The organism is Streptomyces sp. x-80 (genome assembly GCF_046549095.1).
In the GTDB taxonomy this organism is placed as follows: domain Bacteria; phylum Actinomycetota; class Actinomycetes; order Streptomycetales; family Streptomycetaceae; genus Streptomyces; species Streptomyces celluloflavus.
Genome location: NZ_JAJPWM010000019.1, coordinates 23063 through 38851 on the forward strand (window position 1 = coordinate 23063; position 15789 = coordinate 38851).

Sequence of the window (15789 nt, forward strand, 5' to 3'; positions counted from 1 at the left end):
AGACGCGCGCACCGCGCCGCATCGCACCACGCCGCACCGCGCCACACTCCCCCCGGCACTTCGGCAGCATCCCCCAGAATCCACACAGTCACCCCACAATTGCCGCGTATTTACTGCACAGTTGTGGATTCAACGGATACCCCGCGCAAGGATCACCCGGATTGCACTGCCTTGTCCTTAGGCAACATGTTCGGCCTTGCGATCATGGAAGTGGTTGGGCACCCTGACCTGGGACCACGGCCGAATTCGGCCGTGATGCACAGGAGTTGGGGGTTGTACCGGTTGCTGTGAAACGGGCGCGGGGACCTCGCCGCACCGCGAGGAAGGCGAGGCGTTCGAGCACACAACCGGAATGGGCCCGTCACCGTCTCTCGGCGGGACGGTCGACACCAGTAGCCCGAGCCGGTCCGGGGGGACCGGGGCACGGGCCATCGGAACAGTGCACGTGGCCGGCGCCGCGTGCGGGGGGATGGACTCATGACGTCGCCGCCTGAGGGCGCCCGGCCGCAGCATTCATTCGATCCGTCCGCGACGGCGCGCCTGCGCGTACCGCACCAGCAGCAGCGACGGCGGGTCCAGCGGCGCCCGTTGCCGCGCTACGACTACGAGCATTACAGCCGGCTCGCCGGTCCGCTCACCCAGCCGGAACCCGGTAAGCCCTATACGGTCCGCTACCGCTCACTGCTGGCCGGCGAACCGCACCGGATACGCGCGGCCCTGCTGCTCGGCGCCGCGCCACTGGTCTCGCTGGGGCTGCTCGTCTGGCTGATGCAGCCGGCCCACTGGACCGAACGCGACTACCCCGCCTATGACTTCCTCCCGGTCCTGGACACCGTCATGCTCGTCTCGATCGGGCTGATCGAGCTCTTCCGCTGCATGAACGTTCTCTCCAACGCGCACGCCACGCTCGTCGCCCGCGACCCCGTCCCGGTCATCCCGGAGAGCGGCACCCGCGTCGCCTTCCTCACCTCCTTCGTGCCAGGCAAGGAGCCACTGGCGATGGTGACGAAGACGCTGGAGGCGGCGGTCCGGGTGCGTCATCGCGGGCTGCTGCACATCTGGCTGCTGGACGAGGGCGACGACCCCGGGGTCAAGGAGGTCTGCCGGCGGCTGGGCGTGCATCACTTCACGCGGAAGGGCGTTCCACAGTGGAATCAGGCAAAGGGCCCGCACCGCGCCAAGACCAAGCACGGGAATTACAACGCCTGGCTCCAGGCGCACGGCGATGATTACGACTTCTTCGCGTCCGTGGACACCGACCACGTCCCGCTGCCGAACTATCTGGAGCGGATGCTCGGCTTCTTCCGTGATCCGGATGTCGGCTTCGTCATCGGCCCCCAGGTGTACGGGAATTACGACACGTTCGTCACCAAGGCCGCCGAGTCGCAGCAGTTCCTCTTCCACGCACTGATCCAGCGGGCCGGGAACCGTTACGGCGCGCCGATGTTCGTCGGCACGTCCAATGCCGTACGTATCAGCGCCCTGAAGCAGATCGGCGGGCTGTACGACTCGATCACCGAGGACATGGCGACCGGATTCGAAATGCACCGGCACCGTAATCCGCAGACCGGCAAGAAATGGCGGTCGGTCTACACACCGGATGTGCTCGCGGTCGGTGAAGGACCCACAGCATGGACGGACTTCTTCACCCAGCAGCTGCGCTGGTCGCGCGGCACGTACGAGACCATACTCAAGCAGTTCTGGAAGGCGCCTTTCACACTGCCGCCCGGCCGGCTCTTCAACTACACGATGATGGTCATCTTCTATCCGATGTCGGCGCTGAACTGGATTCTGGCGGCGCTCAGTTGTGCGCTGTTCCTGGGGCTGGGTGCATCGGGTGTGCAGATCGATCCGTCGGTGTGGATGATGCTGTACGGCAATGCCTCGGCATTGCAGATCGGACTGTACGTCTGGAACCGCCGGCACAATGTCTCCCCGCATGAGCCGGAGGGCTCCGGTGGTGTCGCCGGTATGGTGATGTCCGCGCTGTCCGCGCCGATTTACGCGCGTTCGCTTTTCGATACCGTGCTGCGTCGCAAGAGCACGTTCGTGGTGACGCCGAAGGGTGATTCGTCCAGCCCGGACACGCTGTTCGGCACGTTCCGGGTGCATCTGTTCTTCCTTCTCGTCTTCGGTGGCTCGCTGGGCGCTTCCTTCGTACTCGGCCACAGCCACCCGGCAATGATCACCTGGGCCACGCTCGCCCTGCTGATCACGGCCGCGCCGATCGTCGCCTGGCGGCTGGGCGTACGCGCGCAGCGGCGCGGACGGAAGACGGCCGAAGCCGTCCTGGCCGCCGCCCCGAATGCCGCCCAGGTCGCTGCCCCGGCCGTCGGACCAGCCGCCGCCGAACAGACCATGCAGATCGCCCTTGGGGGACGTCACACATGAAGTACCGTCCGAGCCGTCGCGCCCGCAGAGTGGCGATAGCGACGGCGGTGGTGCTCGCGCTGGCCGGGGTGAACGGCCCGGCTCTCTACGGCTTCGCCTCGGAGAAGTACCACCAGTACACGATCAACAAGCCGGAGTACAAAGCGGCGAAGGGCCACTGGGATGTCGTCGACGTTCCGGACGCGTACCGTATCAACACCATCCACGCGGCTCTGCTGCACACCGGAAAGGTGCTGCTGGTCGCCGGTTCGGGCAATAACGCGGCGAATTTCAAGGCCAAGTCGTTCCGTACGGTGCTGTGGGATCCGGCGCGGAACACCTTCAAGAACATCCCGACACCCAAGGATCTTTTCTGCTCCGGGCACACCCAGCTGCCGAACGGCAATCTTCTGGTGGCGGGCGGCACACAGCGTTACGAGAAGCTGGGCGGCGATGTGAAGAAGGCCGGCGGCCTCATGATCGTCTACAACGAGAATCCGGACGGCCCCAAGACATTCCCGGCCGGCACACTGTTCACCGGCAAGCAGAACGGCAAGACGTTCGCCTCCAAGGACGCGATCGTGGTGCCGCGCGCGAAGAAGACCAAGGACCCGGTGACCGGCCGGGTCACCGTGACACACAGCGAGGCCCGGGTATACGTCGAGGCGCTTGAGGACGGCCGCGCGTATTCCACCGGCGCTCAGGACAACTACCGCATCCACGGCCTGACCGGTGCCGACGCCCGAAACTTCTACGGCATCGCACAGAAACTCTCCTTCGACAAGAAGGATTTCCAGGGCATCAAGGACTCCTTCGAGTTCGACCCGGTGGCCGAGCGCTATATCTCCGTCGACCCGATGAACGAAGCGCGCTGGTATCCGACGCTGACCACGCTGGAGGACGGCAAGGTCCTGTCGGTCTCCGGGCTGGACGAGATCGGGCAGGTCGTCCCGGGCAAGAACGAGATCTACGACCCCGCCACCAAGAAGTGGACCTACCTGCCCAAGCAGCGGTTCTTCCCGACGTATCCCGCGCTCTTCCTCACCGACAAGGGCCGGATCTTCTACACCGGTTCCAATGCGGGCTATGGCCCGGACAACGTCGGCCGCGCCCCCGGCATCTGGGATCTGAAGTCCAACGCGTTCCGGGTCGTGCCGGGCATGAGCGATCCGAAGATCCTGGAGACGTCGATGTCCGTGCTGCTGCCGCCCGCCCAGGAACAGCGGTACATGGTGCTCGGCGGCGGCGGAGTCGGCGAGGACCCCCGTTCGACGGCCAAGACCCGGATCGTGGATCTGCACGCCCCCAGCCCGCGGTTCACGGACGGCCCGGATCTGTACGAGAAGGCCCGCTACCCGAGCAGCGTGATCATGCCGGACGACACGGTGCTGACCACCAACGGTTCGGGCGACTACCGCGGGCGCAGCGACTCCAACGTGCTCAAGGCCGAGCTGTACGACCCGAAGGCCAACACCTCCCGTGCGGTGGCCGATCCGCTGGTGGGCCGCAACTACCACTCCGGCGCACTGCTGCTGCCGGACGGCCGGGTGATGACCTTCGGGTCCGATTCGCTCTACGCCGACAAGGACAACACCAAGCCCGGCGTCTTCCAGCAGCAGATCGACCTCTACACCCCGCCGTATCTCTTCCGGCCCTCGCGCCCCGAGCTGACGGATCCAGGGCCGAGGACGGTCACGCTCGGCGGCACGGCGACGTACCGCTCCTCCCGCCCCGCATCGATCAAGAAGATGCGGCTGCTCCGGCCCGGTTCGTTCACCCATGTCACCAACATCGAACAGCGGTCGATCGCCCTGGACTTCACGGCGACGAAGGACGGGGTGACGGTCACCGTGCCCAAGGACCCGTCGCTGGTCCCGCCCGGCTGGTACATGCTCAACGCGGTCGACGATCAGGGCACGCCGTCCAAGGCGGTGTGGGTGAAAGTCCCGCAGGCGGGGCATCCCGGCTGACGCGCGCGCCTGGCGTATGGCGCGAGAGGGCGGGTGGGCGGGTGGGCGAGAGGGCTGGTGTCCTGGTCCCCGGGGCTCCCCCGCCCCTCCCCCTCCCCCTCCCCCGCCCGCCTCCCCTCCGCCTCCCCGTAACCGGGGCCGTGCCGCCCTAACCGCTACTTCTTCGCGTTGTGGGCCAGTTCCAGGGCGCGGTCCGGCCACCAGTCGCCGGCCTTGGGGCCGCCCTTGCAGGTGCCGTCCGACTCGCCGGGGCGCTTGATCCACAGATAGGCGTCGATCCGGTCGTCGCCGGTCTTGGTCGTGGGCGGCGTCCCCAGGGCGCGGCCGGGCGGATTGCACCAGTTCTCGGGGGTGTCACCGCCGGAGGCCGGGCCGTTGCCGTTCCGGCTGGTGTCGATGACGAAGTGCTTGCCGCCGACCATCTCGGACAGCCGCTTCCCGTAGCGGGCGTTCTCCTGTGTGGTCCGGTAGTTGGAGATGTTCAGCGCGAAGCCGTCGGCCCGGTCGATACCGGCCCGTTGGAGCGGTTCGACCATCCGGCCGGGGTCGGATATCCAGTGCGGATTGCCGGCGTCCAGATAGACCTTGGTGTGCGGCAGCCGCTTGAGTCCCCCGACCGCCTCCGTGAGCAGGGCGTAGCGCTCCTCGTGGAACTGCTGCGGGGTGCACCGGTCCTCGATGTGCGGCAGCGCGTCGGGTTCCAGGATGACGGTGGCGGCGCGGTCGCCGATGCCTCTGCGGACGCCGTCCAGCCAGGCCCGGTAGGCGTTGCCGTCGGAGGCGCCGCCCCGGGAGTAGCTGCCGCAGTCGCGGTGCGGGATGTTGTAGAGGACGAGCAGGGCCTCGCGGTCCGCCGCGGCGGCCGCTTCGGTGAAACCCCGCGCCTGGCCTTCCGGGTCGTCGGTGCCGATCCATTCGGCGGTCGGCTGCACCGCGATCCGCTGGACGAGCCGGGCTTCGGTGGCCTTGCCGTCCTTGCCGTATGCACCGGCCTGGCGGGACGCCTTGCTGTCCGGGTTGACCCAGAACGGCCCGTCGGACAAGGGACGTTGGCCCGGTCTGGGCAGGGAGATGGCGTCGCCCTGGCCGGCGGAACAGGCGGTGAGCAGCAGCAGCGTCGCCAGCGCCACTGCCGCGCCGAGCGCGGTGCGTGGGCGGCCGGACCGGCGCTCGCCCGGCGGTCCACCTCCGGCTCCCCGAAGACTCCCGTACATCCTCTCCCCCCTCGGAGCAGGAAACCCGACCGGCGGAAGACCACCGGCCTGATTCATCCTGGCACACGCCTACGCAGCCCAAGTCGGCCTGTGGACAAGCCATTACGTGCGGACGCCACCCTGTGGAAAACAGCGGGAACACCGGGCTGCCGCCCCTTCCCGCGCCCCCGTCCAGTGCTCCCGTGCCGTGCACCTTCCCGGTGTCTCCGGCCGCCTGCTTGCCGCTACCCCGCCCGTCACATCACTCCCCCACAGCCACAGGCCCAACAGCAGTACCGCCCAGGCCACACCGGTCAGCAAGTGTCGGTGGCCGGTGCCGGTGCAGTGGCCCCGCCGTCCTCAGCGACCATCGCCACCGCTCTGCCGTTCGCGCCGGATGCGCAGTCTCAGCCGCAGCAGTTGGCCCGCGATGACCAGGACGGCGCCACCGGCCAGCACCAGGCCGACGGCTCCGGCGCTGCTCAGCTCACGGCCGGAGGCGGCGCGGCCGTCGGGAGCGGCGGTTTCCGACGGGGTGACGGTCCCGGGCGGAACAGCGGTACCGGGCGGAACCGTGGCCCGGGACGCAACAGCCGCCCCGGCCGGCACGGCGCTCCCGGACGGCGCGATGTCCACGCCTGATACGGCCACCCCGGCGCCGCCCCGTACGTTCCCGCCGCCCCATGCCGTCCCACCGCCCCATACCGCGACACCGGGAGCAGCCAAGGAAACCGAGGTGGAGGAAACCGAGGCGGCGGAGACCGAGGTGACAAAAGCCGTGCCGGCCCCGGCGCCGTGCTCGTCTCCTGGGTACGCGGGTGCCGCCGTCCCCGCGCAGGCCGCGAGCGCGGCGCAGAGAATGAGCTGCGGTGAGCGCGTGGGGAACCTCGGCATGCCCCGAAGATCCACCCGGTCGGGGCCGCCCGCATCCGGTGCGGCCCGGGAGTACGCCATCGCGGTGACGGCGGCGGCATCCGCCCACCCCGGACCAGCCCGCGCCGGACCGCACGAAGCCGGAGCGGGGCCGCCCGTACGGGGACGGTACGCGGCCGCCCCAGAGGCATCCGGCCCGTCCAGAGCCGTACCTGGGCGCGCAGACCCGTACCCGGGCGCGCGGGAAGCCGGGAGAGAGCAGGACAGACGGGAGGAGGCCAGGACCAGGCGGGAGGGGAGCCGGACAGACCGCCGACGGTCGCACGAGCCTCCCCGCCCCCACCCGCCCCGGCACAAGGCCGGTAAGTCAGCCCCTCCCGCCCCTCAGGTCACACCAGCTCGACGAGGTCCGCGATCGAATCGACCACCCGGGAGGGCCGGAACGGATGCCGCTCGACCTCCTCGGGGCGCGTCAGGCCGGTGAGTACGAGGAAGGTCTCCATGCCCGCCTCCAGCCCGGCCACCACATCGGTGTCCATCCGGTCGCCGATCATCGCGGAGGTCTCGGAGTGGGCGCCGATGACGTTCAGCCCGTGCCGCATCATCAGCGGGTTGGGCTTGCCGACGAAGTACGGGTCGACGCCGGTCGCCTTGGTGATCAGCGCGGCCACCGAACCGGTCGCGGGCAGCGCGCCCTGCGCCGAGGGACCGGTCTCGTCGGGGTTGGTGGCGATGAACCGGGCGCCGTCGTTGATCAGCCGGATGGCCTTGGTGAGCGCCTCGAAGCTGTAGGTACGGGTCTCGCCGAGGACGACGTAATCAGGGGCGTGGTCGGTCAGGACGTAGCCGATGTCGTGCAGGGCGGTGGTCAGCCCCGCCTCGCCGATGACGTACGCGGTGCCGCCGGGGCGCTGGTCGTCCAGGAACTGGGCGGTGGCCAGCGCGGAGGTCCAGATCGACTCCCAGGGCACGTCCAGGCCGATGCGGTTCAGCCGGGCATGCAGGTCACGCGGGGTGTAGATGGAGTTGTTGGTCAGCACGAGAAAGGGCTTGCCCGATTCGCGCAGCCGCTTGATGAAAGCGTCCGCCCCGGGAACCGGAATGCCCTCGTGCATCAGGACGCCGTCCATGTCGGTGAGCCATGACTCGATCGGCTTGCGCTCTGCCACTGCCGGACTCCTGCCGTACGTGTTGACCAGGGGCGCCGGCCGCTCCCGCACCCAGCGCAGATCACGCGAGTGACCCACGCCTCGTACGTACGGCCGACGCCCCCACCCTAAGTCAGCCGGGGCCTGCGGCGCCCTGGGTGATCACCCGGGGTCACGCTCGGTCACGGCTCGCTCCGCGCCCCGGCTCTCGGCGATCCGCAGCACATCCCGCAATGCCTCGACCAGCCGGTCACCGAGGAAGCGCAGCTCGCCATCGGACACGGTGCGGTCACCGAGCATCGCCCGCGCGTGCCCCAGCAACTCGACCCCCATTCCGAGCTGCGCCGCCTCAACCTCGTCGGCGAGACGCGACACCGGGCCGGTTCCCTCGCCGATGACGTAGGACGGTTTGTCCTCAGGGCCGGACCACGGGAGCAGCCGGGCTCGGTGTGACGAGGACAGGGACATGGTGGACCACCCCTCATTCCGGTACCGTTCACGTCAGCAATGTACCGCTATTCGCGAATAGCATCAAGGTTGGTGAGGGCTGCAAGGGCATCACTTACTCTGTAAAGCAGCAAGGTCGGCAGGGGAGATGGCCGACCGGACCGGAGGGTGCCGTGAGCAGCATCGAATGGGGCACCACCTCAGTGCCGTATCTGACCCCGCGCGAGAAGGGGCAGCGCGACGCCTGGGGTGCCGAGACCGCGGCCAAAGGCCGTCACAGCAGTCAGCGGATCGTGCAGGCAGGGGAAGTGTCTGCGCCCGCCGAGGTGGCCGAAGCTTTCGGTCTGGCCCGGGGGGACAACGTCGTCGTACGTCGGCGCATCATGTATCTCGACGGGCGTCCCTGCGAGTTGACGGACACCTATTACCCGCTGGCCATCGCCCACGGCACCCGCCTCGCCAGGACGGCGAAGATTCCCGGAGGGGCCATCACGCTGCTCGCCGAGCTCGGATATGCGGGGGTCCGGGCCCGCGAGGATGTCAGCGCCCGGCTGCCGACCGAGGAAGAACAGCGGGCTCTGGAGATCGAACCAGGTCAGCCTGTGATGCAGTTGATCCGGCTCACACTGGACGCTCAGGACCGACCGATCCAGGTCGACAGGATGACAATGGTCGCGCAGCACCTGAGCTACGACGTCAGGATCTGATGACGGTGCCCAACGATCACGACACCTTCGACCACCGCTCTCTGCACGAACGGATCGCCGCCGACCTGCGCGACGAGATCATGAACGGCGACCTGGCCCCGGGCGCCAAGCTGCCGTCCACTGCGCAGCTCACGGTGAGGTTCGCCGCCTCGAACGCGACCGTGCAGAAGGCGCTGCAACTCCTGAAGGACGAACGTCTGGTCGTCGGACGGGCTGGAGCCTCCGTCACCGTACGCGAACACCGGCAACGCACCATGCGACCGGCTTCGTATATGGCCCCGGTGGACCCCGACGACCGCTACCGCTGGCTCACCGAGGCCGAGAAGCTCGGCACCCGTGCGCGTAGCAGGCTGCTCCAGGTCACGGAAACCACTCCGCCCGCCGATGTGTCCGCGCTGCTGAAGCTCCCGGAAGGCGGCATGGCCCTGCTCCGCCACCAATTGCTGCTGATCGACGACGAACCGGTGGAACTGGTCAGCTCCTACTACCCGCTGGAGATCGCGCGCGGGACCGCGATCGCGAGGCGCCCGAAGATCAAGGGCGGCACCCCGAGTCTCCTCGCCGAGCTGGGATATCCGCCCCGGCTCAGCGTGGACCGGGTCTCGGCACGGGTACCCACCCAGGAGCAGTTCACCGCGCTGCGACTGCCCGGCGACCTGCCGGTGTTGCGGACCCTGCGCGTTGTCTACAGCGACGCGGAGCGGCCCATCGAGGTCACGGTGATGGTCAAGGCAGGCCATCTGTATGAGTTGCAGTACGAGTTCGCGGCGGAGTGAGAGGGTCCGTCCGCTCGCGCTCCGCGGACGGACGGACGCAGGCAGCGAAACGCCGGATCCGGTCAGCCCCCGCTCAGCCGCACCCCGTCGATCGCCCAGTACCAGTCGTTGCCGCCGGTGTAGCGGAAGCGGGCCTGGACGGTGCGGGTGCCGGTGGGGATTTTCAGGGTGAGGTTCTCGGTGCGGGCGACGGCGTCGGCGGTGTAGGCCAGCACGGGCTTCGGGGGGCCGCCGTCGTAGGAGACCAGTACCTCGGCCTTCTGGGTGCCCTCCTGGAGGTAGTGGGAGGTGAAGGACAGGGTGGCGGTGGTGCCGCCCCGGACCGGCCAGGCGGGGGTGACGAGCGTGGAGTCGAAGGTGCCGGTGCGGGGCTTGTCGGACCATTCGTCGCCGTCGGCCACCGCGAAGACGCCGCGCGCCCGGACGTTGGACTCGCGCTGCTGGTCGGGCGCGGTCTTGGTCCAGAACTCATCGGTGGTGAAGGACCAGCCGCGCCACTCGGTGACCCCTCCGCCGCCCATGGCGGTGTTGTCCACCGACCAGCCGGCGGGCGGGGTGTGGGTGAAGCCGAGCACCGAGGCGCCCACGCCGGTCTCGTCGACCGCCGTACCGAGCTGGGGGCGCAGGGTGTCGAAGGCGTCGGCGGAGGGCTCGTGGAGGGGTCGGCCGTCCAGTTTCCAGGCCGGGTCGACGGCGATGCCGAGATGGTGCAGGGCGGTGGCGGCGACATCGACGAGCTTGACGTCCTCGCGGACCGTACGGGCCGGCAGACCGCCACCGGCGGCGATCACGAAGGTCTGCCGTTCGGCCCAGCTGGAGCCGCCGTGTCCGCCGGGGTCGGTGTGGCCGTGGTCGGCGGTGATCAGGATGAGCCAGTCCTCGGAGCCGTACCCGGGGCGGGCCTTGACCGCCGCCAGCAGCTCGCCGACCTGGGCGTCGGCGGTGTGCAGGGCGTCCAGGTACGCGCGGCTGGCGGCGCCGGAGGAGTGGCCCGCGTGGTCGACGTTGTCGAGCTGGACGAAGACCGCGTCGGGGTCGCCGTCCCTGAGCTGGGCGACCGCGCGCGCCGTGGTGCCCTTGTCGTACTCCGCTCCGGGTGTGGAGAAACGGGTGTCGACCTCGGCGGAGAAGATCCGCTCGGTGATGGGGCCCCAGGAGGCGACGGCGTAGGTGCGCAGCGCGGGCCGGGCCCGTTCGATACGGGTGAGGAAGTCGGGGTAACTGGCGTAGTCGGCGCCGGTGAAGCTGTTGTCCTTGGCGCCGTGCTTGTCGGGCCAGACACCGGTGATGATCGTCGACCAGCCGGGGGCGGACTCCGTACGGGCCATCGGGCTCGCGTAGAGGCTGCTGGGGGCGGTGATGCCGGTGGCCATCAGGGCGTCGAGGGTGGGTGTGGCGGCCTCCTTGACGCGGTCCAGCCGGCCGGCCCCGTCCAGCCCGATGACCAGGACCTTGGGGGTGGCGGGGCGGCCGGTAGCGGCTCGGGCGAGACCGGCGAACGGCCCGGTGGCCAGCGCGGCGCCCGCGAGGCCGGCGGTGGCGCCGGTGAGCCAGGCCCTTCTCGACATTCGGGAGCGGGATATCGCCGACGGTGCCGTAGGTACGGACGGCACTGGGGACGCTGGGGACGCTGGGGACGCTGGGGACGCTGGGGACGCTGGGGACGCTGGGGACGCTGGGGACGCTGGGGACGCTGGGGACGCTGACAGCATGGCGGTCCTCCGGGATTCGGGGGCATGGAGCGTGCGACGTGAAGCGTGCGGCGTGGATGCAGGGAGCGGACTTAGGGAGCGGACGTAGGGAGCGGACGTAGGAAGTGGAGCGCGACGCCGGGGGGTACGGGGTGTGTGACCTGCGGCGAGCAGCTCGTCACGCGTCGTCCGTGGCGCCAATTCCCTTACCCACACGGGTCGTTGGGACTAGACCCGTTACTCTTCCGCAATCTGTGTGCGGATGTCAGGGGTCGGCGGGTGAACGGTCGGCTGCGGCGGTGAACGCTCAGCTGCCGGTCGCCGTCTTCCACGCGCCGATGTAGGAGTCCAGGTTCTTGTTGATGTCCTGCCAGTCCGGCTGGAAGATGTCCACCCCCGCCATGATCTTGGCGAGCGCGGTGGCGTTCTCGTCGGTGGCCTTGACGTCCTTGCGGGCCGTGAAGCCGCCGCCAACCTCGGAGACCTGCCGCTGGACCGGTTCGGAGAGCAGGTAGTCCAGGAACTTCTTGGCGTTCGCGGCGTGCGGGGCGTTCTTGACCAGGCCCGCGGCGTAGGGCAGGGCGAAGGTGGCGGGCTTGGCGCCGGGCTTCGCCGCGGGGAAGAAGATGCCCTGGTTCGGCATCGACTTCATATTGGCGTAGTTCATCTGCACATCGCCGTTGGCGACCTGCAGTTCGCCCTTGTCGGTCTTCGGCGCGAGCTGGCCGGTGGAGGCGGACGGACCGACGTTGTTGGCCTGGAGCTTCTTGAGGAACTCCATGGCCGGGCCCTGGCCGCCGAAGTCGTGCAGCGCCTTGATGACGACGGCGGTGCCGTCACCGGCGACGCCGGGGGTGGAGTACTGGAGCTTGCCCGCGAACCGGCGGTCCGTCAGGTCCTGCCAGGACTGCGGCGGCTGCGCCAGCTCCTTCTTGTTGTAGATGAAGCAGAAGTAGTTGTTGACGACCGAGGTCCACTTGCCGTGGGGGTCCTTGTCCGCGGCCGCGACCTGCTCCGAGCCCTTGGGCCGGTACGTGTCCAGCAGGCCCTTTCCGTCGGCCTGCTGGATGAACGGCGGCAGGGTCACCAGCACATCGGCCTTGGTGTTGGCCTTCTCGCGGGCCAGCCGCTGGACGGCCGCGCCGGAACCGCTCTCGACGTAGTTGACCTTGATGCCGGTCTTCTTCTCGAAGTCCGCGAAGGCCCGGTCGTAGAAACCGTCGCCGCGCTCGCTCTTGAGGCCGTCGGCGCTGTAGACGGTGATCTCCTTGGCGTCCGCGTCGGCGCTCCCGGTACCGCCGCAGGCGGTGAGCGAGACGCCGAGGACGAGGGCACCGCAGCAGGCGGCGAGCGGTTTGCGGACCGTGAGGCGGTGCGGATGCGGACGGGAGTGGGGACCGGAGTGGGGACTGGAGTTGCCACTGGTGGGGGTGGTGCGCATGGCGGGTCGTGTCTCCTTGACGGGGTGGGGCGGAGGGGAGGCGGAGGGGAGGCGAGGTGGTCGGGCGACGGGAGGGGGCGGGGCAGCCCCGTCGTACGGGCCGTCGTACGGGCCGGGGCCGGTCAGGCGGGCCGGGCGGTCCGTCCGCGCACTCCGGTGCGGTCCGTCCGTCCGGTCCGGGGCGGTCAGCGGTAAGCGGCCTTCGTGCGGATACGGGAGACGCCGAGCAGCACGATCAGCGTCGCGGCCATCAGGGTCACCGCGAGGGCGGCGCCCGCGAAGAGGGAACCCCGGTCGGTGGTGGCGAAGATCTGCACCGGCAGCGGCATCCAGTCCGGCGGATAGATCATCATCGTGGCGCTCAGCTCCCCCATGGACAGCGCGAAGCAGAGCCCCGCGGCCGCGGTCAGCGAGGGCAGCAGCAGCGGCAGCTTGACCCGCCACAGGACGTAGCCGGGGCGGGCGCCGAGACCGGCCGCGCTCTGCTCGTACGCCGGGTCCAGGCGGGTCAGCGCGGCCGTCACGGACTGGTAGGCGAAGGCGGTGACCAGCACCGTGTGCGCGATGATCACGATCTGCGGGGTGCCGTTGAGCAGGAACGGCGGCTGCGAGAAGGCGACCAGCAGCGAGAGCCCGACGACGACGGAGGGCACCGCGACCGGCAGCAGGAACAGCCCGTCGACGATCCGCCGGGCGCGCCGGCCGAGCCGTTCGGCGGCCAGCGCCGCCCAGGTCCCGACGGTGAGCGCGGCTGCGCTCGCCGCCAGCGCCGTCAGCACACTGGTGAGCAGCGCCTGCCCCGCGTCGCCGTGCGCGATGTCCTGGTAGTGGGCGAGGGTCGGCCCGGAGGGCAGCGCGCCGCTCCAGCTCGTCGCGAAGGACGCGGCGACGATCACCAGCAGCGGCAGCGCGAACACCGGCAGGAAGAGGACGAAGAAGAGGACCCAGACGGCCCGGCGGGCACCCTTGCTATGCACCAGCACGACGGCGCACACCTCCTGTACGCGAGGCGCTCCGCGGGCCGGTGCGCGCCACCACCGTCCGGTAGAGGGCGTAGAGGGCGACGGACAGCGCGATGTTGACGACGGCGACGACGCAGGCTCCGGTGTAGTCGCCGTCGAGGATGGCCTTGGTGTAGACGAGCATCGGCAGCGTGACGACGTCCTTGGCGCCGGTGAAGAGCACGATCCCGAACTCGTTGAGGCAGAGCACCAGGACGAGCGCGCCGCCCGCCGCGAGCGAGGGCAGCGCCTCGGGCAGGATCACCTTCCGGACGATCCGCCACGGCCGTGCGCCCAGTGCAGCGGCGGCCTCCAACTGCCCGGTCTCCACCTGGGAGAAGGCGGCCAGCAGCGGTCGCATCACGAACGGTGTGAAGTAGGTGATCTCGGCGAGCAGTACGCCCCAGGGGGTGCGCAGAAAGTCCAGCGGACCGCTCGCGGCGCCGGTCACGTCCGTCCACAGTCCGTTGGCCATGCCGACCGTGCCGTAGAGGAACAGCAGGGCGAGGGTGATCAGGAAGGAGGGGAAGGCGAGGAAGATGTCGATGAAGCGGCTGAGCGCCCGGCCGCCGGGGAACGGCACGAACGCGATGACCAGCGCGAGCACCAGCCCGAGGGCGAGCGCGCCGGCGGTCGCGCCGACGGCGATCAGGACGGTGTTCGCCAGTGCGTCGCGGAAGGACGCCTCGGCGAGGACCGCCGCGTACGGGGCGGTGGAGTGCCCGCCGTCCTCGGGGGTGAAGGACTGCCACACCACGAGGGCGAGCGGGTAGAGGAAGACCAGGCCGAGGGCGGCGACGGGCGGCAGTACCCAGCCGGCCTTCGACCGGCCCCGGCCCCGGCCCGCCGGACGGCGCCCCGGCGGCGCGGGAGGTCCCGGATCCGGGTCCGGCACCGTACGCGCCGCCGTGTCCGCCACACCCGCCACGTCCGCTCTGTCCGCCCTGTCCGCCATGACCGCCGTATCCGTCCTAGGCATCGTGCGCACCGTCCTCCGTGAGGCCCGCCGGGATGAGGACGGCGTCCTCGGGGGCGAAGTGCAGTGCGACGGTGTCGCCCAGGGCCGGTGTCTCGCGCAGTTCGCGCAGGTCGGCCATGACGCGGTGACCGTCCACGGCCACGTACAGCCGGTGCGTGGCGCCGCGCCACTGGACCTCGGTGATCGGGCCGCGCAGCGTGTTGCCGTCCGCCGCCGGGCTCTCACCGAGGCCGATGAGGTGGGGGCGTACGCACAGGGTGGCGTCGGCGCCCGCGGCCGCGCCGCCGACGGGCACGCGCAGCGTCCGGCCGCCGAAACGGACCCGGCCGCCGCCGTCCTCGCGGGCGGCCCCGTCGTCCAGCACCGTCACCGGCAGCAGGTTCGCGGTGCCGACGAAGGAGGCGGTGAACTCGGTGCGCGGGCGCCGGTAGAGCTGCTGGGGGGTGCCGCAGTCGCGCAGCCGCGCCCGGTCCATCACCGCGATCCGGTCGGCCAGTGTCAGCGCCTCGACCTGGTCGTGGGTGACGTAGAGGATGGAGACGTCCGGCAACTCGCGGTGCAGGCGGGCGAGTTCGGCCATCATTCCGGACCGCAGCTGGGCGTCGAGCGCGGACAGCGGCTCGTCCAGCAGCAGTACGCCGGGGCGGATGGCCAGCGCCCGCGCGATGGCCACCCGCTGCTGCTGCCCGCCGGACAGCTCCCGGGGGTACCGGCCGGCGTACCCGGCCATACCGGTCATCTCCAGCGCCTCGGTGACCCGCCCGGCGATCTCGGCGCGTGGCGTCTTCTGCGCCTTGAGACCGAAGGCGACATTCTCCGCCACCTTCATGTGCGGGAAGAGCGCGTACTGCTGGACGACCATGCCGATGCCGCGCCGGTACGGCGGCAGTCCGGTCACGTCCCGGCCGCCGATCAGCACCCGCCCGGAAACCGGCCGGACGAAGCCGGCGACCGCCCGCAGTGCGGTGGTCTTCCCGGAGCCGGACGGGCCGAGCAGGGCCATCACCTCGCCCGGTTCGACGGTGAGGTCGAGCCGGTCCAGGACCGTGTGCTCCCCGTTCCTGCCGTATGCCACGGTCACCGAGTCGAAGCGGATACCCGATCGCCCGTCGCCCGCCGCCGCCCTCCCCCGGAGGTCCCGCGGGCCGGCGTTCCGGTCCCGGCGGGCCGGTTCGGGCGGTGCGATGGGCCTG

General features: G+C 70.1%; 13 protein-coding genes and 1 pseudogene. 4 read left to right on the forward strand and 10 right to left on the reverse strand.

Translation table 11 applies throughout. The features are described 5' to 3' along the window. Positions 1–477 precede the first annotated feature (477 nt). Together ACLJWH_RS31430 and ACLJWH_RS31435 are read left to right on the forward strand one after the other, a co-directional pair. Positions 478–2391, forward strand: coding sequence for a glycosyltransferase family 2 protein (locus tag ACLJWH_RS31430; RefSeq protein ID WP_411145159.1), 1914 nt, complete (start codon positions 478–480; stop codon positions 2389–2391). Further along, positions 2388–4340 carry a galactose oxidase-like domain-containing protein gene (locus ACLJWH_RS31435; protein ID WP_411145160.1) on the forward strand — a complete coding sequence of 651 codons (1953 nt, stop codon included), beginning with the start codon at positions 2388–2390 and terminating at the stop codon, positions 4338–4340. Before ACLJWH_RS31430 ends, ACLJWH_RS31435 begins: the two co-directional genes overlap by 4 nt. A gap of 155 nt (positions 4341–4495) precedes the next feature. Here the strand turns inward: ACLJWH_RS31435 and ACLJWH_RS31440 are convergent, their stop codons facing one another. The 5 genes and pseudogenes from ACLJWH_RS31440 to ACLJWH_RS31460 all read right to left on the reverse strand — a co-directional run bounded on the left by ACLJWH_RS31440 (position 4496) and on the right by ACLJWH_RS31460 (position 8022). Further along, entirely contained in the window at positions 4496–5554 is a 1059-nt protein-coding gene (locus tag ACLJWH_RS31440) for a glycoside hydrolase family 6 protein (RefSeq protein ID WP_411145161.1), read from the reverse strand. A gap of 219 nt (positions 5555–5773) precedes the next feature. Then, positions 5774–5854 (reverse strand): annotated as a pseudogene (locus ACLJWH_RS31445) (class F sortase); the annotation flags it as partial. Between the two features lie 39 nt (positions 5855–5893). Then, a complete protein-coding gene (locus tag ACLJWH_RS31450) occupies positions 5894–6427 on the reverse strand; it encodes a hypothetical protein (RefSeq protein ID WP_411145162.1) in 534 nt (177 codons plus the stop codon). A gap of 368 nt (positions 6428–6795) precedes the next feature. Beyond that, positions 6796–7575 (reverse strand): HAD-IIA family hydrolase, encoded by a 780-nt coding sequence (locus ACLJWH_RS31455; RefSeq protein ID WP_411145163.1) that lies wholly within the window; start codon positions 7573–7575, stop codon positions 6796–6798. A gap of 141 nt (positions 7576–7716) precedes the next feature. Continuing rightward, the gene (locus ACLJWH_RS31460; RefSeq protein WP_411145164.1) at positions 7717–8022 is read right to left on the reverse strand and encodes a hypothetical protein; all 306 of its coding nucleotides are present in this window, start codon (positions 8020–8022) and stop codon (positions 7717–7719) included. A 152-nt stretch (positions 8023–8174) separates the two neighbouring features. Between ACLJWH_RS31460 and ACLJWH_RS31465 the strand changes: the two genes are divergently transcribed. Both ACLJWH_RS31465 and ACLJWH_RS31470 read left to right on the forward strand, forming a co-directional pair. Continuing rightward, positions 8175–8708: a GntR family transcriptional regulator gene (locus ACLJWH_RS31465; RefSeq protein ID WP_411145165.1), complete on the forward strand. Its 534-nt coding sequence runs from the start codon at positions 8175–8177 to the stop codon at positions 8706–8708. Then, complete coding sequence (locus ACLJWH_RS31470) at positions 8708–9484, forward strand: GntR family transcriptional regulator (protein ID WP_411145166.1); 777 nt, start codon at positions 8708–8710, stop codon at positions 9482–9484. Before ACLJWH_RS31465 ends, ACLJWH_RS31470 begins: the two co-directional genes overlap by 1 nt. A gap of 62 nt (positions 9485–9546) precedes the next feature. Here ACLJWH_RS31470 and ACLJWH_RS31475 read toward each other — a convergent pair whose 3' ends face one another. From ACLJWH_RS31475 to ACLJWH_RS31495, 5 genes are all read right to left on the reverse strand, one after another. Next, positions 9547–11052, reverse strand: coding sequence for an alkaline phosphatase family protein (locus ACLJWH_RS31475; protein ID WP_411145167.1), 1506 nt, complete (start codon positions 11050–11052; stop codon positions 9547–9549). 430 nt (positions 11053–11482) lie between these two features. Beyond that, on the reverse strand, positions 11483–12616 hold the full coding sequence (locus ACLJWH_RS31480) for a 2-aminoethylphosphonate ABC transporter substrate-binding protein (protein ID WP_411145168.1): 1134 nt from the start codon (positions 12614–12616) through the stop codon (positions 11483–11485). A 185-nt stretch (positions 12617–12801) separates the two neighbouring features. Further along, a complete protein-coding gene (locus ACLJWH_RS31485) occupies positions 12802–13599 on the reverse strand; it encodes an ABC transporter permease (RefSeq protein WP_411145169.1) in 798 nt (265 codons plus the stop codon). Next, on the reverse strand, positions 13586–14596 hold the full coding sequence (locus tag ACLJWH_RS31490) for a 2-aminoethylphosphonate ABC transporter permease subunit (protein WP_411145170.1): 1011 nt from the start codon (positions 14594–14596) through the stop codon (positions 13586–13588). Before ACLJWH_RS31490 ends, ACLJWH_RS31485 begins: the two co-directional genes overlap by 14 nt. After that, entirely contained in the window at positions 14589–15677 is a 1089-nt protein-coding gene (locus ACLJWH_RS31495) for an ABC transporter ATP-binding protein (RefSeq protein WP_411145171.1), read from the reverse strand. The genes ACLJWH_RS31490 and ACLJWH_RS31495 overlap by 8 nt, the downstream gene beginning before the upstream one ends. Positions 15678–15789: the final 112 nt, after the last annotated feature.

Excerpts from the sequence above, each read along its gene's own strand:
- ACLJWH_RS31430 (WP_411145159.1), top strand. The coding sequence starts at position 478 with ATGACGTCGCCGCCTGAGGGCGCCCGGCCGCAGCATTCATTCGATCCG.
- ACLJWH_RS31435 (WP_411145160.1), top strand. The coding sequence starts at position 2,388 with ATGAAGTACCGTCCGAGCCGTCGCGCCCGCAGAGTGGCGATAGCGACG.
- ACLJWH_RS31440 (WP_411145161.1), bottom strand. The coding sequence starts at position 5,554 with ATGTACGGGAGTCTTCGGGGAGCCGGAGGTGGACCGCCGGGCGAGCGC.
- ACLJWH_RS31450 (WP_411145162.1), bottom strand. The coding sequence starts at position 6,427 with ATGCCGAGGTTCCCCACGCGCTCACCGCAGCTCATTCTCTGCGCCGCG.
- ACLJWH_RS31460 (WP_411145164.1), bottom strand. The coding sequence starts at position 8,022 with ATGTCCCTGTCCTCGTCACACCGAGCCCGGCTGCTCCCGTGGTCCGGC.
- ACLJWH_RS31470 (WP_411145166.1), top strand. The coding sequence starts at position 8,708 with ATGACGGTGCCCAACGATCACGACACCTTCGACCACCGCTCTCTGCAC.
- ACLJWH_RS31475 (WP_411145167.1), bottom strand. The coding sequence starts at position 11,052 with ATGTCGAGAAGGGCCTGGCTCACCGGCGCCACCGCCGGCCTCGCGGGC.
- ACLJWH_RS31480 (WP_411145168.1), bottom strand. The coding sequence starts at position 12,616 with ATGCGCACCACCCCCACCAGTGGCAACTCCAGTCCCCACTCCGGTCCC.
- ACLJWH_RS31490 (WP_411145170.1), bottom strand. The coding sequence starts at position 14,596 with ATGCCTAGGACGGATACGGCGGTCATGGCGGACAGGGCGGACAGAGCG.